The organism is Pseudoalteromonas spongiae UST010723-006 (genome assembly GCF_000238255.3).
Classification (GTDB): domain Bacteria; phylum Pseudomonadota; class Gammaproteobacteria; order Enterobacterales; family Alteromonadaceae; genus Pseudoalteromonas; species Pseudoalteromonas spongiae.
Window position 1 is genome coordinate 1,449,543 of sequence record NZ_CP011040.1, and the last position, 23,429, is coordinate 1,472,971.

Annotated in this window: 26 protein-coding genes; 24 read left to right on the plus strand and 2 right to left on the minus strand. The window is 41.5% G+C overall.

Annotation, left to right across the window (positions count from 1 at the left end):
- The first annotated feature begins 404 nt into the window (after positions 1 to 404).
- The 10 genes from PSPO_RS20705 to PSPO_RS20750 all read left to right on the plus strand — a co-directional run bounded on the left by PSPO_RS20705 (position 405) and on the right by PSPO_RS20750 (position 8,631).
- The gene (locus PSPO_RS20705) at positions 405 to 806 is read left to right on the plus strand and encodes a hypothetical protein (protein WP_010558610.1); all 402 of its coding nucleotides are present in this window, start codon (positions 405 to 407) and stop codon (positions 804 to 806) included.
- 29 nt (positions 807 to 835) lie between these two features.
- Positions 836 to 1,375 carry an isochorismatase family protein gene (locus PSPO_RS20710; RefSeq protein WP_010558609.1) on the plus strand — a complete coding sequence of 180 codons (540 nt, stop codon included), beginning with the start codon at positions 836 to 838 and terminating at the stop codon, positions 1,373 to 1,375.
- A gap of 118 nt (positions 1,376 to 1,493) precedes the next feature.
- Complete coding sequence (locus PSPO_RS20715; RefSeq protein ID WP_010558608.1) at positions 1,494 to 1,721, plus strand: DUF2798 domain-containing protein; 228 nt, start codon at positions 1,494 to 1,496, stop codon at positions 1,719 to 1,721.
- Positions 1,722 to 1,841: 120 nt separating this feature from the next.
- A complete protein-coding gene (locus PSPO_RS20720) occupies positions 1,842 to 4,538 on the plus strand; it encodes an Ig-like domain-containing protein (protein ID WP_010558607.1) in 2,697 nt (898 codons plus the stop codon).
- A 1-nt stretch (position 4,539) separates the two neighbouring features.
- Complete coding sequence (locus PSPO_RS20725; protein ID WP_010558606.1) at positions 4,540 to 5,001, plus strand: hypothetical protein; 462 nt, start codon at positions 4,540 to 4,542, stop codon at positions 4,999 to 5,001.
- A gap of 333 nt (positions 5,002 to 5,334) precedes the next feature.
- Positions 5,335 to 5,769, plus strand: a complete 435-nt coding sequence (locus PSPO_RS20730) for a YtoQ family protein (protein ID WP_010558605.1) — start codon at positions 5,335 to 5,337, stop codon at positions 5,767 to 5,769.
- Positions 5,766 to 6,887, plus strand: coding sequence for an alkene reductase (locus PSPO_RS20735; protein WP_010558604.1), 1,122 nt, complete (start codon positions 5,766 to 5,768; stop codon positions 6,885 to 6,887). The genes PSPO_RS20730 and PSPO_RS20735 overlap by 4 nt, the downstream gene beginning before the upstream one ends.
- A 27-nt stretch (positions 6,888 to 6,914) precedes the next feature.
- Positions 6,915 to 7,388 (plus strand): hypothetical protein, encoded by a 474-nt coding sequence (locus tag PSPO_RS20740; protein ID WP_010558603.1) that lies wholly within the window; start codon positions 6,915 to 6,917, stop codon positions 7,386 to 7,388.
- A 1-nt stretch (position 7,389) separates the two neighbouring features.
- Positions 7,390 to 7,932 (plus strand): GNAT family N-acetyltransferase, encoded by a 543-nt coding sequence (locus tag PSPO_RS20745; RefSeq protein ID WP_010558602.1) that lies wholly within the window; start codon positions 7,390 to 7,392, stop codon positions 7,930 to 7,932.
- A 3-nt stretch (positions 7,933 to 7,935) separates the two neighbouring features.
- Complete coding sequence (locus PSPO_RS20750; RefSeq protein ID WP_010558601.1) at positions 7,936 to 8,631, plus strand: aspartate/glutamate racemase family protein; 696 nt, start codon at positions 7,936 to 7,938, stop codon at positions 8,629 to 8,631.
- A 36-nt stretch (positions 8,632 to 8,667) separates the two neighbouring features.
- Here the strand turns inward: PSPO_RS20750 and PSPO_RS20755 are convergent, their stop codons facing one another.
- Positions 8,668 to 9,258, minus strand: coding sequence for a carboxymuconolactone decarboxylase family protein (locus PSPO_RS20755; RefSeq protein WP_010558600.1), 591 nt, complete (start codon positions 9,256 to 9,258; stop codon positions 8,668 to 8,670).
- Positions 9,259 to 9,427: 169 nt separating this feature from the next.
- Between PSPO_RS20755 and PSPO_RS20760 the strand changes: the two genes are divergently transcribed.
- The 11 genes from PSPO_RS20760 (at position 9,428) to PSPO_RS20815 (ending at position 19,125) form a co-directional block, all read left to right on the plus strand.
- Entirely contained in the window at positions 9,428 to 10,015 is a 588-nt protein-coding gene (locus PSPO_RS20760) for a MarR family winged helix-turn-helix transcriptional regulator (protein WP_010558599.1), read from the plus strand.
- Positions 10,016 to 10,038: 23 nt separating this feature from the next.
- Positions 10,039 to 10,497, plus strand: a complete 459-nt coding sequence (locus tag PSPO_RS20765; RefSeq protein WP_010558598.1) for a GNAT family N-acetyltransferase — start codon at positions 10,039 to 10,041, stop codon at positions 10,495 to 10,497.
- A 466-nt stretch (positions 10,498 to 10,963) separates the two neighbouring features.
- On the plus strand, positions 10,964 to 11,389 hold the full coding sequence (locus PSPO_RS20770; protein ID WP_010558597.1) for a VOC family protein: 426 nt from the start codon (positions 10,964 to 10,966) through the stop codon (positions 11,387 to 11,389).
- Between the two features lie 286 nt (positions 11,390 to 11,675).
- The gene (locus PSPO_RS20775) at positions 11,676 to 12,032 is read left to right on the plus strand and encodes a zinc ribbon domain-containing protein (protein ID WP_010558596.1); all 357 of its coding nucleotides are present in this window, start codon (positions 11,676 to 11,678) and stop codon (positions 12,030 to 12,032) included.
- A gap of 74 nt (positions 12,033 to 12,106) precedes the next feature.
- Entirely contained in the window at positions 12,107 to 12,409 is a 303-nt protein-coding gene (locus PSPO_RS20780; protein WP_010558595.1) for a hypothetical protein, read from the plus strand.
- A 56-nt stretch (positions 12,410 to 12,465) separates the two neighbouring features.
- Positions 12,466 to 12,837 carry a hypothetical protein gene (locus PSPO_RS20785; protein ID WP_010558594.1) on the plus strand — a complete coding sequence of 124 codons (372 nt, stop codon included), beginning with the start codon at positions 12,466 to 12,468 and terminating at the stop codon, positions 12,835 to 12,837.
- A gap of 165 nt (positions 12,838 to 13,002) precedes the next feature.
- A complete protein-coding gene (locus PSPO_RS20790; RefSeq protein WP_010558593.1) occupies positions 13,003 to 14,439 on the plus strand; it encodes a trypsin-like serine protease in 1,437 nt (478 codons plus the stop codon).
- A gap of 779 nt (positions 14,440 to 15,218) precedes the next feature.
- The gene (locus PSPO_RS20800; RefSeq protein WP_010558592.1) at positions 15,219 to 15,578 is read left to right on the plus strand and encodes a DUF2750 domain-containing protein; all 360 of its coding nucleotides are present in this window, start codon (positions 15,219 to 15,221) and stop codon (positions 15,576 to 15,578) included.
- A gap of 49 nt (positions 15,579 to 15,627) precedes the next feature.
- Positions 15,628 to 15,897 carry a hypothetical protein gene (locus tag PSPO_RS20805; protein ID WP_010558591.1) on the plus strand — a complete coding sequence of 90 codons (270 nt, stop codon included), beginning with the start codon at positions 15,628 to 15,630 and terminating at the stop codon, positions 15,895 to 15,897.
- A gap of 155 nt (positions 15,898 to 16,052) precedes the next feature.
- Positions 16,053 to 16,670, plus strand: a complete 618-nt coding sequence (locus tag PSPO_RS20810; RefSeq protein WP_010558590.1) for a class I SAM-dependent methyltransferase — start codon at positions 16,053 to 16,055, stop codon at positions 16,668 to 16,670.
- 271 nt (positions 16,671 to 16,941) lie between these two features.
- On the plus strand, positions 16,942 to 19,125 hold the full coding sequence (locus PSPO_RS20815) for an OsmC domain/YcaO domain-containing protein (protein ID WP_010558589.1): 2,184 nt from the start codon (positions 16,942 to 16,944) through the stop codon (positions 19,123 to 19,125).
- A gap of 119 nt (positions 19,126 to 19,244) precedes the next feature.
- Here PSPO_RS20815 and PSPO_RS20820 read toward each other — a convergent pair whose 3' ends face one another.
- Positions 19,245 to 19,964, minus strand: coding sequence for a hypothetical protein (locus tag PSPO_RS20820; RefSeq protein WP_010558588.1), 720 nt, complete (start codon positions 19,962 to 19,964; stop codon positions 19,245 to 19,247).
- Positions 19,965 to 20,167: 203 nt separating this feature from the next.
- Here PSPO_RS20820 and PSPO_RS20825 point away from each other — a divergent pair, with 203 nt between their 5' ends.
- The 3 genes from PSPO_RS20825 to PSPO_RS20835 are packed head-to-tail and all read left to right on the plus strand — an operon-like array spanning position 20,168 to position 23,427.
- On the plus strand, positions 20,168 to 21,781 hold the full coding sequence (locus PSPO_RS20825; protein WP_010558587.1) for a diacylglycerol kinase family protein: 1,614 nt from the start codon (positions 20,168 to 20,170) through the stop codon (positions 21,779 to 21,781).
- Between the two features lie 36 nt (positions 21,782 to 21,817).
- Entirely contained in the window at positions 21,818 to 23,200 is a 1,383-nt protein-coding gene (locus PSPO_RS20830) for a sigma-54-dependent transcriptional regulator (protein WP_010558586.1), read from the plus strand.
- Between the two features lie 20 nt (positions 23,201 to 23,220).
- Positions 23,221 to 23,427 carry a hypothetical protein gene (locus tag PSPO_RS20835; protein WP_010558585.1) on the plus strand — a complete coding sequence of 69 codons (207 nt, stop codon included), beginning with the start codon at positions 23,221 to 23,223 and terminating at the stop codon, positions 23,425 to 23,427.
- Positions 23,428 to 23,429: the final 2 nt, after the last annotated feature.

Genomic DNA, 23,429 nt, shown 5'->3' on the forward strand with positions numbered 1-23,429 from the left:
TGTTATCTAACGCTTAGGTTAGTTATAGTGGGCAGCGAATAATCGCTGCCCAAGGTTTTTAAATTACATGCGTAAATCCGATAAAAAATTAGATAACCAAATCCGCATTGCGCTCACGAAACTTTGCGAAGAAACCCTTAAAGACTTAGCGGGGTTTTGCTGGGTTACGCACACAGTTAACTTTCAAAAATTTCCGCAAAGTTTGCAGATTACATGCGTTTTTGAAGACACAAATGCCTTATCCAATTTTACCAATAGCGAGCACTTGCACCCAGTCCGCTCGCAAATAGCACAAACGCTTAAACAACTAAATATTAATACTGCTGCTATCAAAGAGTGTGTTACTTTCGTAACCAAACAGGAAGCGCCTTAGCGCCTGTTTATACCAATTAAATGGAGTTTTTATGATTAGATTATTATTTTGCCTTATCGCATTTTCGCCACTTACCTTATTTGCTAATCAAAATGTGATTAGTGTTGATCGCGTCGTACCACATAGTTTTGAACTGGCATTTCCAAACGAGCGCAACATCGAACCTGAATTAAGCGACTTCCATGTAAAAAACTTTGTGTTAATGAGCAACGAAAATGGTGAGCGTTTCGCCGTAGTGACCATTCAAAACCTTGCTAATGGCTCGCGTACGCTCAATCATAAACATTTAATGGCACAAGTTAGCAATGGCGCGCGTATTCGCCCATTAGCATTTGAGCAAATGTTTAAAGACGATGAAACCTTATCGCTCACCATTCAATTTGGTGAAAGTCATTTTCCATTATTAACCGTTTACTCTCGCACTAAAGGCTAAACTCAGAGCGAACAATCGAGGCAAATAACATGATTACACGTAATAATGCAGGCTTAATTGTTGTTGATATTCAAGGAAAACTAGCAAGCCTAATGGCAGGCGGTGATGCCTATATTGACCAGTGTTGCGCGCTTATCTCAGGCGCGAAAATTCTTAATCTTCCGATCATTTGGCTTGAACAAAACCCTGAAAAATTAGGTGAAACACACCCTAAAATAGCAAACTTACTAGACGATATTACGCCGATCACAAAATACACCTTTGATGCCTTTCGCGAGCCCGTGTTTATGCAAACAATTGAGCACGAAAGTAAGGCTCATTGGCTGGTTTGTGGTATTGAAGCGCATATTTGTGTTTATCAAACCTGCTCTAGTTTGCTGCTCAACAATTACCAAGTACACTTGGTGGGTGACTGTATTGCATCTCGTAAAGCAGAAAATAAACAGCTTGCCATCACTAAACTGCAGCAATTGGGTGCACATATTACGGGGCTTGAAATGAGCCTGTTTGAATTAGTGAAAGATTGCCGCGACGAGCACTTTAAAGCGATATTAAATTTAATTAAATAAGCTGAGCTTAGGTTAAATAGTATTGATGTTTCGTGTTGTTTAATCGCATGACTTGCCTGAAACACGCGCTACTATGGTAAACTTGGCGCGTGTTTTATAAATAAAGTTGTCCCCTGCAATGATCCCAAGCAAATACCAACGTTTTGTCTTTTCATTTTTTATGGCACTGTTAATGTCATTTTTAATGTCGTTTGTTATCACATTATTCAACGTTGGCTTTGTTGATAATTTAATCTCGCTTTGGTTAAAAGCTTGGGGGTTTGCATTTGTTGTTGCGTTTCCAACAGTTACCTTAGTTGCACCTGTTGTAAATAAACTCACCCGCCTTTTTGTTGCACAAGATTGATAAACAAAATTTAATTAAGTCATTTAAAAACATAATATTACAATCCATCACAATCGCTAGACTTGCGCTTTCATTTACGCCATTATTTCAAATTCTTAACAATAAAAATAAAGGACTAAAATGCAAGCGCCAGTATTTAAAGCGAGCCTAATTGCATCGAGCATTCTCTTACTCACGGCATGTGGTTCCGACGACAAACCGAATAAAGCACCAACTATTTCAAGCAATATTGCCAGTGCCTACCCTGAGCGTGGTGATGTTGCTATTGCCATTACACTTTCAGACAGTGACGGTAGCATTAAGTCGTCAAACGTAGTGCAAACTAGCGGCCCAACGGTCGAGTTCGCATATGCTAATGGCAGTTTAAGCTTTACTGCGCCAGAAGTTACCAGCGATAGCGCTGTCGGTTTTACCGTAACCGCAAGCGACAACGATGGTGCACAATCAACGCTAAACATCAGCACTACTATTACCGATGTAAACCGCGCACCGATTACTGATGCATCTCAAGTACAAGTTGAATTTAATCAAGCGCTAGAGTTTGATTTAGGCATTTCAGATCCTGATGGCGACACGGTACAAGTTGCAATTAAAGCTGCGCCGCAACAAGGTGAATTAACATTACTTGAAAACAACGTATTTTCTTATACTCCGAGCCTAAACAGCGCTGAAGACCAAGAGTTTGAAATCACCTTAAGCGATGGCGACCTTGAAACAACGCAGTTAGTGAGTATTCAATTAGTTGATACAAGTGCCCCTGTAATTGTGACCAAAACACCCGAATCAAACGCACGTTTAGTCGCAGTTGATAGCAAGATTACAATTTCATTCGACGATGTATTAGACGCAACCAGCGTTACCACTAATTCAGATGCACAATGTAGCGGCAGCATTCAGGTAAGTAACGATAACTTTGTTACATGTGTTGCGCTTACTTTAAGCTCAGCAACAACTGATGCTAACCCAACTGTTTTAACCTTAGATCCAGCTCAAAGCCTTTCTGCATCAAGTGATTACGTTGTAAAAGTAACGGGTGATGTTGCCAACTTCCACGGTACGTCGCTTGTTGAACAAAGCTTTACATTTAAAACTGAAAACAGCGATCTGCTTATTTCAGAAGTGTCATCGTCAAAATACTGGGATGATAATCGTTGGGTAGAAGTTTATAACGGTACGGCCAGCCCTGTTTCACTTGCAGGCTATCAAATTGTTGCCGAAAGCATTAACTATACCGATTGGAGTGATACTGGCGTAAGATCTTTTGCACTTTCAGACAAAACGCTCGCACCGGGTGAATTTATTGTGCTGCAAGCAAAGCACGGTAATGGCTACTGGCAACAAAGTGTCGCTGAATCAGATCAGCTAATGTTAATTTCAGACGAATCAAATATTCACCCTGAATGGTACTACTCAGGCGGTTTTGTTGAATTACAAACGGTGTCTGGTACAACGGTAGATTTTGTTAGCTTTGGTGAAAATGCCTACCTGCCAACTGACGCAAGCCAATGGCAAGCAGGTAATAATGCCGCGCCAATGGAAGAAGACCTAGGTATGAGTGTTGTTCGCACAGCGCTTGATAGCGATACAAACTCAGCGCAAGACTGGCAAGTAAGCTATTACATGACACCAGGCGGACAAAATGACGTAGCCTGTAATACCGATGACGACAACGACGGCATTCCAGATTGCGCCGAACAAGAAGGCGCAACCTTTGCAGGCCTACCACTTTATGAGTGGGGTGCTCGCGCAGGTGTAAGAGACATCTTTATCGAAGTCGACTACATGGAAAGTAATGACCCAGGTATTCAATTGCATCGTCAAGCATTAGATTCAGTTAAAGCGGCATTTGCAGCGCAAAATATTGCAATGCATTTTGATGCTGGTGATTTATACCACCAAGCTGAAGGTATTTCGCCAGCTGACTATGACTTAGGCGGCGGTAACCAAGTTGAGTTTTACGCGCAAACTAACTTTGCAGGTTCAGCTGAAGCACCAAGTATTCTTGACCATAAAGTGAAAAACTTCGACATCAAACGTCGTCCTATTTTCCACTACATGCTAATGGCAAATAGTCAGAACGAAGATGGCTCAGCAGGTTCTTCTGGCCTTGCTGAAATCAACGGTAATGACTTTATTATTTCTATGGGTAACTGGGGCTTTAGCCTAGAAACGGAAATAGACCGCAATGTTGTTTACAACATGCAAGCAGGCACGATTATGCATGAGCTAGGTCACAACCTAGGCCTTGGTCATGGCGGTAACAACCACACCAATAATAAACCTAATCACCACAGCGTAATGAACTACTTGTATCAATTAAGTGGTTTATCAACTATCGGCGAAAGCGAAGGCGATCGTTACCACCGTCGTTTCTTCTCTGGTAACAACAACTGTTTCCCAGAGGGTACGCAACTAACAAATGGTTTCACCTCTGCACCAGCAGATTTCAAAATCAGCTACTCGCACGGTGTTAACGGCACAATTAACGAAGCTCAAATCGATGAGTCGCTTGGTTTAGTCAATGCAAATTCTGTTGCGGTTGATTTTGATTGTAACGGCAACAGCAGCGACGTATTAACTAACTACGACTTAAACTTTGATGGCGAACTAAGTGCCGAGCTAAACGACTTTAACGAATGGGGCAACTTAATGCTGACCTTCACGCGTTATTGGAGTGGTGCAAACGGTGGCGCTACGCTTACTGCGAATGAACAGCAAAAGCCACAAAACGTAATGAACTCTGATCTACAAGAAGTTATTGTTGAACAAGCGCCGTCTAAGGAGCTGTTAAAAATGATTTCTACTGCTGGTAAATAACATGAAAAGAGTAACGATTGTAATCTTGTTGTTACTCTTGGTGGGCTGCTTTGATAGCAGCTCGCCAGATTGGCAATTGACTAACACTGGCTTAAATTACCAAAACGTTGCAGTAAATTTTAACGGGCAAACAGTGGTAAATTGCAGTGATTGTAGATTAAAAAATACATCTCAGCACTCGCCTCAAGGCGCGGTTAAATTTACCGGCCTCTACCAAAAAGATGCGTTAGTTGCCGCTTACGGAGACAACGCTCAGTTAGAGGTTAAAATTCCAAACGATGCAGGGCGAACCGTGTTTAAGGTGTTGGCTAAAAACAGCGCGTGGCAATTAGAAAGTGAAAGCAACAGCTTTGCACTTAGCGAAGGTGAAGTCACAAATATTACCGTGTATGGTACTAATTACGTCATTTTACCGCTGAAACTCTCTAAGCAACGCATAAACTATATTTGGCTGAAGCAATAGGTTAGGGTTGAGTTGGCTAGGGTCTGTTGAACGTTGCTGTTCTATTTTTGTTCTCTTTGAGCGTGCTTTTATCGCGGCGCTCGATGTGTGGCCTAGCAATCTAAGCGAATATCGAGCAACAATGAGAAAAGTGCGCTCAAAAGAACCGTTCGGCAGCGCTTGATTGGCTTTTCTACTGTGTTATCGGCTTACTCACATAGAATAACTATGCCACGCAGCCGCTGCCTTGTATAAAACCCAATCAAACTGCTGCAAAAACGAACTTGAAAGGTCAACAGACCCTAGTTAATGAAATTAGCCAACAACACACAACATATAAGTAAGGGGCATTTAATGAAAGTTTATTTATCAGGTGAAATCCACAGTGATTGGCGCGAACAAATTATTGCTGGCTGCCAAGCTAAAAATCTCGATATTCAGTTTGTCTCACCAAACACAGATCACGAATCAAGCGATGCTGCTGGCGATTGCCTAGGCGAAGAAACTAACTCATTTTGGCGCGACCACAAATCAGCAAAAGTAAATGCAATACGTATTCAAAATGCCATTAAATCATGTGATTTAGCGATTATTCGCTTTGGTGATAAATACAAACAGTGGAACGCCGCATTTGATGCAGGTTACTGCGCCGCCCTTGGCAAGCCCTACATAACACTGCATAGCGAAGAAATTGTTCATGCATTAAAAGAAGTAGACGGCAGCGCGCAAGCGTGGGCCACATCACCATCACAAATTGTCGAAATTTTAGCGTACACGCTTAATTCATGAAGTTAAGCCTGTTTGATCCGATCCAATTAGGATCAGTAACACTCAAAAATCGCATTGTTATGGCGCCTATGACGCGTTCGCGGGCGTCGCAACCGGGCAACATTCCTAACGACCTAATGGCAACCTATTATGCTCAGCGTGCAACTGCGGGTTTAATTATTAGCGAAGGAACGCCTATTTCAGGGGTTGCGCGCGGCTATTCACTTACGCCGGGTATTTACACTGAACAGCAGATTGCTGGTTGGCGTAAAGTTACCCATGCAGTACACGAGCGCGACGGCAAGATTTTTGCTCAGTTGTGGCACGTTGGCAGGCGTTCAAGTACAGCTATCGAAGGGCTACAACCACTGTCACCATCAGCAATAAAAGAACCCGATAAAGTTTACGGCCCGCTACCAAATGGCGAACTAGGCATGATAGACACCACAATGCCAAAAGCCATGGATTTAAGCGATATTCAAAACACGGTGAATGACTTTGTTATTGCTGCGAAAAACGCCATGCAGGCGGGATTCGATGGAGTAGAAATTCACGGCGCACACGGTTACTTGCTAGATCAATTTATGCGCCGTTATGCCAACACACGCGATGATAAATACGGTGGCTCAATTGAAAACCGTATTCGATTAACAATTGATGTGTGCCAAGCTGTGGCTAATGCTATTGGCAGCGACAAAGTGGGGCTGCGTATTTCGCCATTTGTTTCTAGCAGCTTTCAACAGCATGACAGCGACATGCCAACCTTAACCCTAGCACTTTTAAAGGCGCTCGCACCAATCAAGCTCGCTTATTTGCACCTATCTGAAAATATTGGTAATTATCAGCCAATCACCGATACGTATCGCAAAAAAATACGCTCGCTTTACCCACATCCAATAATGTTGGCGGGCGGTTTAACGCAAGAGCTTGCCAACTGCTTTTTAAATAAAGGCATGGCAGACCTATTTGCCTTTGGTACAGCCTATATTTGTAACCCCGATTTAGTTGAGCGCATGAAGGGCAATATGCCACTAACGCAATTAGCCAATAATGCGCACAGTACATTTTATGGTGGCGGTGAAAAAGGCTATACCGACTACCCAACCAGTTGCAGTTTGGCACAAAAATCCGTACGCTAGCGCGTCTCTCATCAAAATGGAATTATGATGACTAAACACCTCATTATTTTACTCTTATTAAGTAACCTGTTTGCCTGTGCTATGTCGCCTTTTAATAACGACATTAAACAAGGGCACTTTCGTATTGAAAATACCAGCTACGATAATAGCCAAGGTAGAAAAGAATATGTTTACCTAATGTGCCATAAGCACAAACCCGCCACTTGGGTTACGGCAAGGCAATACCCTGCGGGTAAACACAATATTTGGGTAAAAGCGACTTACCAAGAGGCAAATAACCACAACTCGTACCAAGTTGCATTTGCCAATTTCAACCTCACATTGCCAGCTGGCGGAAACTATCAACTCGCACACACCATTCACGATGAGTCGATTTCAATTTGGTTGCAAGACATCAATACACTTAGCGCAAAATCTGAAGTGATTACTGCTAAATTAACTCGCAACAATATTGCAAACAGCACTAAACTTATTAATCAATGTAAGCAAGGAACTGTTTAACATGCAATTTGAATCCATTTCTCATCATGCAGCCGCCGATATCACTGCGCTCTTTACCCATGTTTTTAGCGACGCTGATGGCGCAAAGGCTGGGTTAAAAATCGGCGAACTCACCGAACGCATGCTGAATGACTGCACAAGCGATGAACTGATTGGCTTTGTTGCTAAAGAGCACGATACGCTTTTTGCCGCTGTACTGTTTAGTAAATTATGGATTAGCAACCAACCAAATCTTACCACGGTGATCCTCTCGCCAATGGCGGTGGCTTCTTCGCAGCAAGGTAAAGGCATCGGGCAAGCACTCATAAACCACGCGCTTACGTATTTAAAAACACACAACGTGGATTTTGTTGTGACCTATGGCGACCCTAACTTTTACAGTAAAACGGGGTTTCAAGCGGTGGCTGATACTCTGTTAATTCCGCCCTTTTCACTGTCGTACCCTCATGGTTGGCAAGCGGTTGCACTTGGCGATAAACCACTTAGCGAACTAACTGGCGAAGTACGTTGTGTATTGCCTCTTAATCAAGCGTGTTATTGGTAATTGATGAAAACAATCGGTCTTTTAGGTGGCATGAGTTGGGAGTCAACGCTCAATTACTACAAAGCCATTAACCAAGGTGTAAAAGCCGCGCTTGGCGGGCTTAATAGCGCAGAAATTTTACTTTATAGCGTTAATTTTGATCATATCGAAAAACTGCAACGGGCAGGCGAATGGCAAAAAATGGGCGACATGCTAGCAAAATCTGCGCAAGATTTAGAAGCAGCAGGTGCGCACTGCCTACTTATTTGTACCAACACCATGCATAAAGTAGCGCACCAAATTGAAGAGAATATTTCGATTCCGCTACTGCATATTGCCGACGCCACCGCAGCACAATTGATACAAGACGATATATCGCGCGTTGGTTTGCTTGGCACCGCATTTACCATGGAGCAAGGCTTTTATAAAAACCGCCTAACAGAAAGGTTTGGTATTGATGTTATTGTACCCAACCAAGAAGATCGCGACTGTGTACATAGCGTTATTTACAACGAACTATGCCTTGGCGAAATCAATCTTGAGTCAAAAGAACGTTACCTCGCAATCATCAATAAGCTTCACCGCCAAGGTGCGCAAGCGATAATTCTTGGCTGTACTGAAATCGCATTATTAGTATCACAAAACGATACGGAGATTCCCCTTTACGACACTACAGGCATTCATGCCGATGCCGCCGTGAAGTTTGCACTTAAAAAATAACTTTTAAGTGCAATATTCAGTTTTTCAATAATTCACTTATTGGTGTTTACCAACCTGCCAACCATTGTGTGTTAGGTGTTCTTTTCCTGCGGCAACAGCGCCCGCTTCCATGGTGGTGCCCATGCTATCGTTCCAGCGGTTTAAATAACCAAACAGTGATATCACACCCAAAATTTCAACCACTTCGCCATCATCCCAATGTTCTTTTAAATTTGCCGAAATCGCATCATCAACCGCATTAGGCACGCTTGAGGCTGCTAAGGCAAATTCAAACGCCGCTTTTTCAGCATCAGTGTATAAATCGGATAACCTAAATTGCCAAATATGCTTTAAACGTTCATCGCTACCGCCATAACGCTCAGCCGCTAAAATTGTATGTGCTTCGCAGTAACGACACCCAGTATTTGCGCTGGTGATGTAACCAATTAAACGCTTTTGCTCTGCTGTTACGCGCCCATCATTTGCCATTACCGCTTTGTTTAAATTAATAAATGCGCGGGCTATTTCTGGGCGAATTTGCATGGTTAATACGCTATTTGGGCAAAAGCCTAAGGTTTCGTTAAAAAACTTTGCTAGTTCTGCCACTTCGCTATCGTGATCGGGTGATAAAGGGGCTACTAACGCCATGCTATTTCTCCTGTTGATTATATTTATGTTGCATATGCAACATAAATATAATCAAGTCACTAAACCATGTCTAGTTTTTGTACAAACTTATTTCTCAGTGTTTCACATCGGCTAAATATGCTATTTTGCAGCCAGTACCGTGCCTAAATATAAAAATCAATAACGCGCTATGACAACAAACAAACGCCAAACGTCTTTTTCATTAAGCAGTAAAACCAATGACGCGATTGACCTCTATCAGCAGGTTCCCTACCGCATTGCAACCGCCAGTAATTTACTGGTACTTGATAGAGACGCCTATGTAAAACAAATTACCGACCTAGACACCCGAGCAATTCGCGTACTATTAAATGTTGGCTCTTATGGGCCGATTAATGCGGCTGATATTGCTTACCAAACACGGCTCGACCCTTATTCAGTTACCCGTGCAATCAATGGCCTGTTAAAAGAAGGGCTTATTCAAGCCGCCAACGACCATGCCACCAGCCGCAGTAAATTTGTTGAATTAAGCAAAGCTGGCATACCTATTTACCAAAATATTGCTAACTACATGGCCAAACGCTGTGAAGATGTGCTCGATGGCATTAGTGATGAAGAGCAAACATTACTGATGACAGTACTTGAGAAAATTGAGCTCAACACCGAGCGCATGCTGGCACAAAACGCGCAAACACTAAAAGACAACGGCGGCACCCCCACGCGCGACCAAAGTGAACAAATTCGTTGGCTAAAACGCACACAAAAGCAATCGCAATAACGTAGCCAAACAAGGGAAATACCATGATCCGACTCGCTAACAAGGATGATTTAGTTGGTGTATTAACGCTCTATAACGAATTGCGACCAAGCGACCCAACGCTGCCCGATTCACTTGCCATTGAGCGCTGGCAACAAATAATTAGTGACGACAGAACCCATATAGTGGTTGCTGATATTAATGGCACGCTTGCAGCTACGTGTGCACTCAGTATCAATTTAAGCATTGCCGTTGGCGCACGCCCGTTTGGTTTAATTGAACATGTTGTAACGCGCCGCGATTTTCGCCGTCAAGGGTTAAGCCAGCAAGTACTCAGTTATGCAATTGATTTAGCATGGCAGTTAAGCTGCTACAAAGTCATGCTGCTATCTGGCGCAAAGCTAAATGGTGCCCATAAAGTGTATAGCGCAGTCGGATTCGACGGCGACAGAGAACGTGACTTTGTTATTAAAGCACCCGATATTGCGGCGCAAAATAATTAATTAGCTCTCTTATAAGAGCACAGTTTAAATCCTTTGCTTAGCTGTAAACACGCTGCACAAAGCAAACTTTTAGGCTTCTCTCGTATTTAAATTAAACCGCTGCCTTACGTAATCCAACGTTTCGCGCCATTAAGTAAGCCATAAATACACTTGCCAAACTTAACATTGTAAGCCTAAAGCTATACTGATAATCTACTGAAATAATTAAATAAAAAATAATTAGTCTGCAAGGTTTTAAGATCTAGATAACGCGCTTAAATCGTTACGCACACTAATACGCTGTTATACCAATTCTGTTAAGTATGTGATCAGAGATAGCGCTGGATAAATGAAATGGTAACAAGGCTGAATTTTTCTTATGTAGTTGTTCTACATTGATAAATTCTAACGCAGTTAGCATGATATTTAGTCCGCTAGGATGATCAGCTACTTAAGTGAATTGGTATTATGTTTTAAGGAGAAAGAGATGAACCCTGCAATTAAAGGATTAGGCGAAACAGTACTTAGAGTGCGCGATCTGGATAGTATGAAAGCGTTCTACGCCAACATTATTGGCCTTGAACTGATTAAAGAATTTCCCAAAGTCGCATTTTTTAAAATTGCAGAGGGCTTTGGTGGTCATACACAAGTAATCGGCTTATTTGCCGAAGAGTTACCGAGAGCATTTGTCAATGACAATACCTCAACCATTGAACCAGCTTGTTCAAGCCTGCATCATTTTGCATTAGAAATTTCATCAGAAGATTACTTAAGCGAGAAAACAAGGCTAGAAAATGCCGGTTGCGAAGTAATAACCGCCGAACATCAATGGTGTCAGTGGCGATCAATTTACGTAAAAGACCCTGAGAATAATGTTGTAGAATTAGTGTGTTACGATAAATCCGTGGTGTAAAAATTAACAAGGCTTAATGTCCAAACAGGATATGTCACGCCGATCAAACTAATTAATGAAAACGCTTGAGATAAAACGTGAAAATTCAGGAAGAAGTCTATACCAATACCAATTTAGACGCGATTAAGTGAGGCAATTTTAATACTTGCCAAGCTTCACGTTGTAAGCCTAAAACGATACTGATAATCTACTGAAATAATTAAATAAAAAATTATTGGTCTGCACGATATAAAGCGCTTAAATCATTATGCACGCTAATACGCTGTTATATTTCTAAGGAGAACGGATGCAATTTCTAACCAATATGTTTCAAGATCTTCGAATATCTAAAAATTCAGTTGAAGGTAGTCAAACAAAAATTCGTTCGTATCAAAATGAAGCGCATGTTGACACTCTTTCCGAAAAAATAGACCAACTTTATATTATGAACTTGGCAGCGTTAGAGCTATTAAATGAATTGGGTATATCTCAAAAACAAATTATGGAGAAAATTGAAGAAATAGATCTTCGAGATGGTAAAGCCGATGGCAAATTAGCACAACCAACTGAGTGTTCTGATTGTGGTCACAGAATTTCAAAGCGTCGTACAAATTGCTTTTATTGTGGAGCACAAATAAATAATTTAGGGTTCAATGCAACATAACAATTTGTTGAAGCTCCTTCGTCACTAATTTTTACCAAGTATTATCAACACTATTAAGTTTCAAGGAGTGAACATTGAATATAGGAATAGCGCTAATTTCAGTGATAACAGGCGCTTTGATCTGCTCACCATTGTTTAAGTACATGTATAAAGCTGTTGTTACTAACGCACCTGATTTCGATAGTGGCTATAAAGAAGTTAAAAATAGAGATGCAACAGATGACTTTATTCATGCTAATGGCTCTAAAGATCAGACAGTAAACACATTTGTCGCATACAACTTAGTCGTGCTTATGTTACCGCTAGTCCCTTCGTGTTTTATAGCTGTACCCTTGTATTTCTTTTTCTCATGGTTATATGCGTTTATTTCAGTCTAACAAGGTGCTTAAGCTACGCCGCTTAACTAATTAGTTAGCTATAAAAGGAGAGGTTTTTGTTTAACTCGTTCAAAAAATTAATAGCAAAAGGAAGTTGGCATTCATTAGCTGCAATAATTGTTTTGCTTGTAGCAGGGCCTGAAATCATGATGAGCATAGAGCTCATGGCGATGGTTGAGTTACTTGGTGCTTCAACTTTTGTTTTAATGTATGTCGCTGGCTTTAAATTGTTTTTTGCCAAGCTCGCGAGTAAATATAAAAAATTCGAACGCCATTCCGTGTTAGTTATTCCGCCACTATCAATTTTAAAACAAATGCCGTCGTTAGCCTTTCATGCAATACCTGAACGCACTTTCAGTCTCTGCTTTTTTGGTTTTATAGCCGTTGGTATGGGCTGCATTTACACAAGAATGCTTATAGGTGCTTAACAAAGCTAACAATCTGTTTAGCTTAGAAAATACTGTTGGCTTTTATCCCTGTCTCACCTATTGTAGTAACACTAGTTTGCGCTTTTTAGCTCTAAAAGCACTGTGATGATGTAAACACAAGGCGCGAAATCGCTCACTTGCAAACTCAACATAGGGATATACGTTTTGACATTGAATACAGTTATTTCGCTCGCACTACTTTTTGCTACAACTGCAGTTAATGCCATTGTCATCAGGCATGATGTAGACGATAAAAAGTACCTAGCGCTTGGCGAGCAGTATTCACCGTCTGTTGCTTATGTTGCTGGTTGCGCCGCAACCGTAATTAATAACAACTGGCTGTTAACCGCAGCGCACTGTGTAGCAGGTAAAGAAAGTGATATTTTTACTGCGCGGCATATCAACAGCCATTACCGCGTCGCAAAAATTGTTACCCACCCTAAATTTAAACGCGCAAATGACGAATTTTATGATGCCGCGCTGGTTCAATTAAAAGATCCTCTAAAAAATGCAAAACCAGCGACTTTAAATCAGCAAAAAAATGAAGTTGGGCAACAGGTTATTTTTGTGGGCAGAGGCACCTTTGGCAACGGGCAAGATGGTCTTATTCGAGATGATGCTAAGCAACGAGGCGCAACAAATACCGTAGCAAGTGCTAATGAGCATGTGATTGGATTTACTTTTAATAAACCCGAAACGGCGACCCAGTTTGAAGGCATAAGCTCGCGCGGTGACAGTGGCGGCCCTGCTTTTGTACTTGTTGATAACACGCCAATTGTGATTGGCATAAGCTCTTATCAGGTTAGCAATGGCACTCCTGAGGGGCACTACGGCGTTGGCGAATATTACACCCGAGTGTCGTCTATTTACCCTTGGCTACAAGGCGTTATCGAAAGTACAGCACCCGCGTTAGTACCAAATCACCCGCTGATAGATGCGGTGGTACATAATGATTTAAGCGCACTAAATAACACAATTACTGAATCTACACTCAATCAACACGCCGTAATCACCGAGGCTTTTTATCAATCGGTAATACTAAATCGCGTTCAAATAGCAAAAGCCATGATTGACCATGGCGCGAAGTTTGAAAATGTCATCATCAATAAAGATTCATTGTTTGCATTTGCGTTAACCAACAACAAGCACGACTATTTTCGCATGCTACAAAATACCGCAAACAACAAAACCCAGCTGCATAATTCAAACAGCTCCGTTCTGCCATTATTTATAACAAGCTTTCGTAAAGACCCTTATTTATTGGAAGGAGCGAAGCTACTAATACAACAAGGCGCAAACCTAAATGCGCAAACAAAGGCTGGCGACACCGCACTAATACTTGCTGGCTGGAGCACCAACAATTTTGAACTAGTAAAACTACTCGTATCAAACGGTGCTGATGTAAATATCGCGAATAATAATGGCGACACACCCACCATTGATGCTGCGTACTTAGGAAAAATTGAAAACTTGCGTTTTTTACTTAAAAACGGTGCCGATACATCACGCAAAAATAAGCGCGGCAACACCGCGTTAGACGTTGCAAAAAGCAAAAACAATAAATTGGCGATTGCATTATTAAGTGCTGAGTTGCCGCAGTAGTAGATGCTAAAACAGGCAATGCGCCCTCCAAACAACAATCAATTATTCGTTATGTTGGCTACTACATTTCGTTATTTCCCCTAGGCTTAGGTTTTTTGGGGTCGCTTTTGATGCAAAAAAGCAAGGCTGGCATGACAAAATCGCAGGCACAGTAGTCGTTCGATCTAGAAATCAACGACTCTGATCCGATTGGTTAAATTGTAGAGGAGATTGATTGTGGATGGAGTTGCTAATCGGCTTTTGGATTATGAGTAGTCGTTTGCAAAGTAGCACTCATCCTTGATTGTTATCTCGCATCATCCATGATGCGCTCGTTCATTCTTTTTAAACGGCCAAAAAGAACGAACCAAGAAAAAGCCGCCCCAGAAATCAAACTAACTCTTCAAACATAATTTAAATGTGAATATAAACGCCATAAATCGGCATCCATGCCTCAGCATGACTTGCTCAACCGCTTCGCTCCCTGTCTCGCATTATTCATTTAAATTTTGTTTTCAGGTTTGATTAAAGGGGGAAGTTTTTCTCAACACCAGCCTTCAAGGGCAAATTGGAGCGAATAACATACGTTGAATTTATGCATTTTAACTAGTAACTTGCTCCTATAGTCATGGAAAAGACCCAATGGGGCGTTTTTATCCTTTTCATAATTACTTAAATGATTAAAAGTATATATAGCAATAAGTTAGCCTTTGTGATAGAACTGGTTCAATGATAAAAAATGACCCGCGGCTCGGTAGAGAAACGACCCATTGGGTCATATTAAATTGTTAGGTACACGGATGAGCCTAGGTTCACAAATCAACGCTTTTTGTCGAGATGTTAATCAGTTTCAATCATTATGGGTTATTGAATTTGAAGATGATCAATTCCTAGAGTGGGTGGAAGAAGATGGCACTTGCGTCCTACCTATTTGGTCAACAGAATTACGAGTTAGAAAGAGCCTTATGCACCTCGCAGAATATTCAAATGGAAAGCCTTATCAAATTACACTGAGTGAATTCAAAAATGATTGGTTGCCCCAGTTGTTTGAGGCTAAATTTAAGCTCGGTCCCAATTGGGTCGGTGAAAACCTAACTGGTACTACTTTTTTCCCTCAAGAGTTAATTGATAGAGTAGAAAGCTTTAATACTCTGGCGTAAAGTGTACCTAACAAGCGCATTAATGAATGGGCGTTAGTTCAAGTTGAGCATGGATAGAATCGAAACAATAGTTAAGTCACTTCGAAAAGGCCGCTCTGATTTAGAGTCTGCTAAATTCGAATTGGTTTTTTCCTTTCCGAGCGATGAAATGGCTCAAGAATACTTTAGAAAAACATATCATTGGGAACATCATGATTCGATGATTAAGTATCAACTTGATGATTTGTTCTTCTCAGGTTTTAAAATTAAAACAGACTTAAATGCTAAAAATCTTATATGCTTAACAAAGTGCTATGTCGATTTAGCAGCGGAAACCTAGGGTAATCTTTACCGCTGGAAACTGTGGGTTTGAAACATAACAATTTAATTAAACCGTGGACGCAAAACAGTAGACTTGCGCTACTTCGTCGCTTATTTTAGCCTACTATTTTCCGCGGTTCATTAAGGCATCACCAAACCAACTCAGGAAACACTATGCAAAAGAAATCACATTGGGAAACGGTTTACACGACTAAAGAATCAAGTGATGTGAGTTGGTTTCAGCCGCATGCGGTGACCTCGTTAAAGTTTATAAACCGTTTAAACTGTGAAAAAAGTGCCGCCATTATTGATGTGGGTGGCGGCGCGTCCACTTTGGTTGATGATTTGCTGTTAAATGGGCATACAAATGTATCGGTGCTTGATTTATCTGGTGCTGCCCTTGCAACAGCTAAAAAGCGCATTGGTGAAAGTTCAGCAAATGTTGGGTGGATAGAAGCGGATATAACAGAGGTAAGACTGCCAAAACAGCAATTTGATGTATGGCATGATCGTGCGGTGTTTCACTTTTTAACAACGCCTGAAGAGCGCAGCGCTTACATTAAAAACCTATTGCATGCGCTAAAACCACATGGCCACATTATTATTGCCACATTTGCAGAAGATGGCCCAGAAAAGTGCAGTGGCTTGCCTATTGTGCGTTACAGTGCAGAAAGCTTACATGCCGAATTTGGTGAGCATTTTGTGCTTAAAGAACAACGCTATGAAACCCATACAACACCTTTTGCTACAACCCAAAAGTTTGTTTATTGTCACTTTGTAAAAGCGGGCTAGCAAGGATGTAGCCACATATTGCGTTATCATTCTCTCGCACTATTTACTTTGTTTCGTCTACGCTTTTAGCCGCAAGCACATTGTTCACTCGCTTAATTTACTGCCTTAATTTACTCGCTTAAATAAGTCACCAAATGTGGCAATAGATGACCAAAACTCGATTTATTTTCCGATTTTAGTGAATTAAGCGCTAAAAAAGCGGATAATTACAGCCATTATGTTTGCCTTGCTGCAACCACCTATTCGCGGCAACACACTTGGAACCTAATTCATGGAAATCAAAGTAAATTATCTTGATAACTTGCGCTTAGAAGCGCTGTTTGACGACTTTAACGTTATTGCCGATCAGCCTATTCGCTATAAAGGCGATGGTAGCGCACCTGGTCCATTCGATTATTTTCTTGCTTCATCTGCGCTGTGTGCGGCGTATTTTGTAAAGGTGTACTGTAACGCGCGCGATATTCCAACTAACGATATTCGTCTGTCGCAAAACAACATTGTTGACCCAGAAAACCGTTACAACCAAATATTTAAAATTCAGGTAGAGCTGCCAGAGAGCATTTCTGACAAAGACCGTGAAGGTATTTTGCGCTCTATCGACCGTTGTACCGTTAAAAAGGTAATTCAAACAGGCCCTGAGTTTGTTGTAGAAGCAGTTGAAAACCTCGATGAAGACGCGCAAGCCATGTTAATGGGTCAGCCTGAGGGCGACGCCAATACCATGATTTTAGGTAAAGACTTACCGCTTGAGCAAACCATTCAAAACATGACCAAGATTTTAGAAGACTTGGGCATGAAAATTGAAATCTCATCGTGGCGTAACATTGTACCAAACGTATGGTCGCTTCATATTCGCGATGCAGCATCACCGATGTGTTTTACCAATGGTAAAGGCGCAAGCAAAGAAAGCGCGCTGTGCTCGGCACTTGGCGAATTTATTGAGCGTTTAAACTGTAACTTTTTCTATAACGATCAGTTCTTTGGTGAAGAAATTGCCAATAGCGATTTTGTTCATTACCCAAATGAAAAATGGTTTAAACCAGGCCCAGAAGACGAGCTACCAAGCGAGATTTTAGACGACTATACGCTGGATATTTACGACCCAGAGCAAGAATTACGTGGTTCTAACCTAATCGACACTAACTCAGGTAACGTTGAGCGCGGTATTTGTTCTATTCCCTACACCCGTTATTCAGATGGTAAAACTGTTTATTTCCCGTCAAACCTGATTGAAAACTTATTTTTAAGTAATGGTATGAGCGCAGGTAACAACCTTGCAGAGGCCAAAGTACAGTGTTTATCGGAAATTTTTGAGCGCGCGGTAAAACGCCAAATCATCGAGCAAGAAATTGTATTGCCAGATGTACCAGAAGACGTACTGAACAAATACCCAAGCATAGTTGCGGGTATTAAAGGGCTAGAAGAGCAAGGCTTCCCAGTAGTCATTAAAGATGCCTCACTTGGCGGCCAGTTCCCTGTAATGTGTGTTACCTTAATGAACCCGAAAACGGGCGGCGTGTTTGCCTCTTTTGGTGCGCACCCAAGCTTTGAAGTGGCGCTTGAGCGAAGCCTTACTGAGCTATTACAAGGCCGTAGTTTTGAGGGCTTAAACGATGTACCTAAGCCAACCTTTAACTCTATGGCAGTACAAGAGCCAGAAAACTTTGTTGAGCACTTTATTGATTCAACAGGCACCATTTCTTGGCGTTTCTTTAGTGCTAAGCACGATTATGAATTTGTGGAATGGGATTTCTCTGGCACTAACCAAGAAGAGTGCGATGCCCTATTCGGTATTTTAGAAGACATCGGTAAAGAAGCATATGTTGCTGAATTTACTGGCCTTGGCACAGCATGCCGTATTTTGGTACCAGATTATTCTGAGGTTTACCCAGCAGAAGACTTAATTTGGGATAACACCAATAAAGCACTTTTATACCGCGACGATATTTTAAACCTGCATTCACTGTCTGACGACGAGCTAGCTGATTTAGTTAATCGTTTAGAAGAGAGCGAACTTGATAACTACATTGATATTATTACCCTAATTGGTATTGAGTTTGATGAAAACACAGTGTGGGGTCAGCTTACTATTCTAGAGCTTAAGCTGTTAATTTACTTAGCATTAGGCGATTTAGAAGAAGTAAACAACCTCGTTGAAAGCTTCTTACAGTACAACGATAACACCGTTGAACGCGGCCTATTCTACCAAGCGCTACATGCAACCCTGCAAGTAGCACTTGATGACGAGCTTGAGTTTGAAGACTACCACCATAACTTTACTCGTATGTTTGGCGAGGAAGTAATGAACGCGATTATTGGCTCTATTAATGGCGATGTGCGTTTTTATGGTTTAACACCAACTAACTCGCAGCTAGAAGGCCTTGATAAGCACCTGCGCTTAATCGAAAGCTACAAAAAGCTGCACAGCGCTCGTGCAAAATTAGCGGGTAAGTAAAGCGCACTAAAATCTAAAAAGCCCGAGTTATTCGGGCTTTTTTAATGCGTGCGTTTAAAGGCTTGCTAACTAGCAACTGATAAATCCTTGTCGCTCAATTTGTACTGCAACAAACCACGTTATAAATCTAACCATCGCTGCATTAATTTGTAGTCTTGCTTTTGTTCAGCCAATTTATAATTTTCGACAATGTACGGTTCTAATTGGTTGTATATTTCTTTTTCGGTAACCGTTTTGGCTAGTAAGCGTCGGTAAGAGCGAATTAAATAGAATCGCTGCATCGGGATCGCCCGAGGGTATTTCGACTCTAACAACTGATCGATAATTTTTTGCGCCCGCTCATACTCGCCGCCCTCTGTTAAATAATAAAGCCATTGGGTTCCAATATTAATGGCAGAGTTAGCGTCGTTACATTGCTCGCAATACTCGCTTTGCCATGTCTCATCTAAAAAGTGTGTGATATAGAATTCGTAAAATGGTTTAAACTCGCTTACCGTGCCACGACCTAAAAAGCCTGCAATCTCTTGGGCATTATTTTGATGCTTAAGCATTCGCGCATAAATTACTTTAAAATCACGTTTATATTTATCATCGCCCGTATTTTTCTCGTAATAGGCTGTCATCTCTTCCGATGTAAAATTCATAGGATCAATGTACTTGATTGGTACTGAATGCCACCAATCGGGTTTTGGCACAGCGGCTTCAAACTCAGGCCATTTAGGCCAGCTTTGCTGCTCCTTTGCTTCGCGATCACGTAACGCTTGATAACTCTCACCGCAACCAACGATGATCAACATAAGTGCTAAAATACTTACATTAAAATAGCGGGAAAAACGCATAATATCTCCTTAAGAAAGTGCTAGGCTAGCATATTTATACAGGTATGTAATTTTTACACACCTTTGCTTTATACCCTTTGTAATTTTTTCAAACGGGTAGTTATTACATGCCCTAAAAACCACTATCATATTGAAATACATACAAAAAGCCTTAGGTACGATTCTTGTAACCTTATGTTATTTAGTTTTGAGGTGTTGATAGTATGAATGTAACTTTCATTTATTTATTGCTGGTTGTTGCGGCATCCGGTCTTGTTTATGTGTCTAAACACCCGTTATTTATTTTTGCCAGTAGCTGGATTCTGCTTTCGGTGTTAATCGTATTTAGCGCTTACCTATTTGAAAAACCAAATTTCTTTCGCAAACGCGCAACAGGGCAAATTCCAGTAATTATTAAACTGGTATTGTTACCTTATTTACTGTGCGCGCAGCTTTACAACGCATGGCAGCGCTACAAAGACTCCGTTCCTGCGTTACAACAAGTTGAAGACCAAATGTTTATTGCGTGTCGTTTATTCCCAAGCGATATTCCTATGTTAAAAGCCAATAAAATTGACGCGATTTTAGATGTAACTGCGGAATTTGACGGCTTAAATTGGTCGGCTGAGCAAGAAGGGTTGTACTACTTAAATTTACCGGTGCTTGATCACCAGTCACCTACTCGCGCGCAAATTCTCCATGCGTTACGTTGGATTGAGGCGATGCACACGCTTAACAAAAAAGTGGTGATCCACTGTGCGCTTGGCCGTGGTCGTTCGGTATTTTTATTATGTGCTTATTTACTTTATAAGCATAAGCTCAGTACTCAAGGTGCGCTTGATAGAGTAAAAGAATTACGCCAAACCGCGCGTTTAAATCGTTCGCAAAAAAAACGCTTAAATGCCATTGCACACGTTGATTTACTCGCAAAAACCGAAACCCTACCGCTGGTGATAAACCCAGTTTCAGGTAGCGGTAAATGGTATCAATACGATAACCAAGTGATTGGTTATTTAACACAGCGCTTTTTACTTGAATTTCACTTTACCGAAAAAGACACCAATGTAAGTGCGCTCGCCCTGCGTTTGAAACGTAATCATAATAAAGTGATTGCCTGTGGTGGCGATGGCACCGTAACAGCCGTAGCCCATGCGCTTGTTAACAGCGACTGCCATTTAGGTTTTATTCCGCTGGGTACTGCTAATGCGCTCGCACACGTATTGCTTGGTGTGCAAACTAAGTTAGAACCCATAACACTTGCATGCGAAGCAATTGTAAAAGGTAAAACACAGCAAATTGACACCATTCAATGTAATGAACACACCGCTTTGTTGCTAATTGCATTTGGCTTTGAAGAGCAAATGATCAGCTTTGCTAATCGCGAAGAGAAAAATCAAGGTGGTCAATTTGCTTACATTAGCGGCTTTATTAATGCCGTGTCTGAAAGCAAATCACAAAAAGTGTGTATTGCAGTTGATGAACAAAACCCCAAAGAGTTGAACGTAAACAGTTTAGTGATTGCCAATGCCGCGCCGTTTTCTACCGTGTTAGCACAAGGCGGTGGCGAGCCTAACTACCAAGATGGGCAGCTCGATATCACCTTAATCGAACACGATGAAAACAGCAGCGCAGCGTTTAGCCTTGCGCAACTTGTGTTTAATGGCCTAGAAGGTAAGAAAAAACACAGCGAAAACAACGTAAATCATGCGCTTTGTAAGCGTGTTTGTTTACACCAACACGGCGACACAGTAAGGTATAGTATTGATGGCGAAATAAAAACGTGCGAAACACTAACCATTGAAATAAAAGAAAAATCATTATGGATTATGACAAAGTAATTTGTTTACTTTGTAGTGCAGTACATTGAGGACATTATGAAAACAGTGTTATTAGTCGATGACGACTCTGAATTTAACGAATTAGGCGCGCGTATTTTTGAATATATCGGCTGCGAAGTGTACACCGCTGAAAGCATTGCGGAGGCCAAAGAGTGGCTTGCAAATACGCGCTTTGACCATGTTTTTTTAGATTTTATGTTGCCCGATGGCAGCGGAATTCACCTAATCGATTTTATTCGCGCGCAAGGTATTAACGTCAACATCACCTTAATTACCGGGCATCCGTCGGTAAAAACCGCCATCGCTTCGCTTTGTGATGACCAAATCGACTACTTAACCAAACCCATTCAAGCCGACGACGTCAAGCGCGTATTGTTTAAAGAGCCTGCGGTTACTAGTAAAAGTACAACGAAAATAGAGCGCCACTTTGGCTGTTTAATTGGTAAATCAAAAGCGGCGCAGCACCTAATCACCATGATAGAGCGCGTGGCAAAAACCAACGCAAATGTATTATTAATTGGTGAAAGCGGTGTTGGTAAAGAAGTTGTCGCAAAGGCTATTCATAACGCCAGCAAATGCCAAGGCGAGCAAGTATCGGTTAACTGCGGCGCCATCACCAAAGATTTAATCGGCAGCGAATTATTTGGTCATGAAAAAGGCGCATTTACTGGCGCGGTTGCACAAAAGCAAGGTGTATTTGAACAAGCTGAAAACGGTACTTTGTTTTTAGACGAAGTAACCGAAATGCCAATTGATATGCAGCCTAATTTACTGCGTGTATTAGAAACCCAACATGTCACACGCGTTGGTGGTAACAAACAAATTCCAGTAAATTGCCGTGTGGTGTCGGCCACTAACCGCACCATGAGTGAGATTGCCGAAAAGAAAGTACTGCGTGAAGATATTTATTTTCGCCTTGCGGTTTTTCCAATTGAAATACCGCCATTGCGTGAACGAAAAGAAGATATCGAGCTATTAAGCGAGTATTTTTTAGATGACCTAAACCGCGAATATAAAACCCAGTATCAATTTTCACCTACCAGTAAACAGGTGCTATTTGCCCATCATTGGCCAGGCAATATCCGTGAGTTAAAGCACAGTATTCACCGCGCGTTTATTATGGCTGATCCAAATAGCCAAACAATCGATATTGAACAAATAGAGCCATCGCCTTTTGCGCAGCCACCAGCGAGCAGTCAACCAGTAGTTGCTCAGCAAGCGGTTACACCAAGTACGCCAACGACTACCTTCGATGCACCAGAAGTTGATGTAGGAAAAACCATTGAAGCGGTAGAAAAAGAGCTTATTTACAAAACGCTTGAGTCAGTTTCAGGTAATAAAACACTGGCTGCCAAGCTACTTGGCATCAGTACTAAAACGCTCTATAACCGATTAAACGCTTACGAAGAATCACTGTAAAACATGATTTGCGAGGAAACATGACTGACAACAATGAACAACTTAATACCTTAGTTCACGATGCGCGAAAGCCACTAAATCATATTTCAATGCATGCTGAAATCATTAAAATTTTAAGTGAAGATGCAGCAAAAAACAGCGAGATTAGCGATGCGGCGAATAAAATAATCGCCGCAAGTAAAGCCTGCAGCGAGCTGTTACAACAAATCGCTGAAAACGCTAAGTGAAT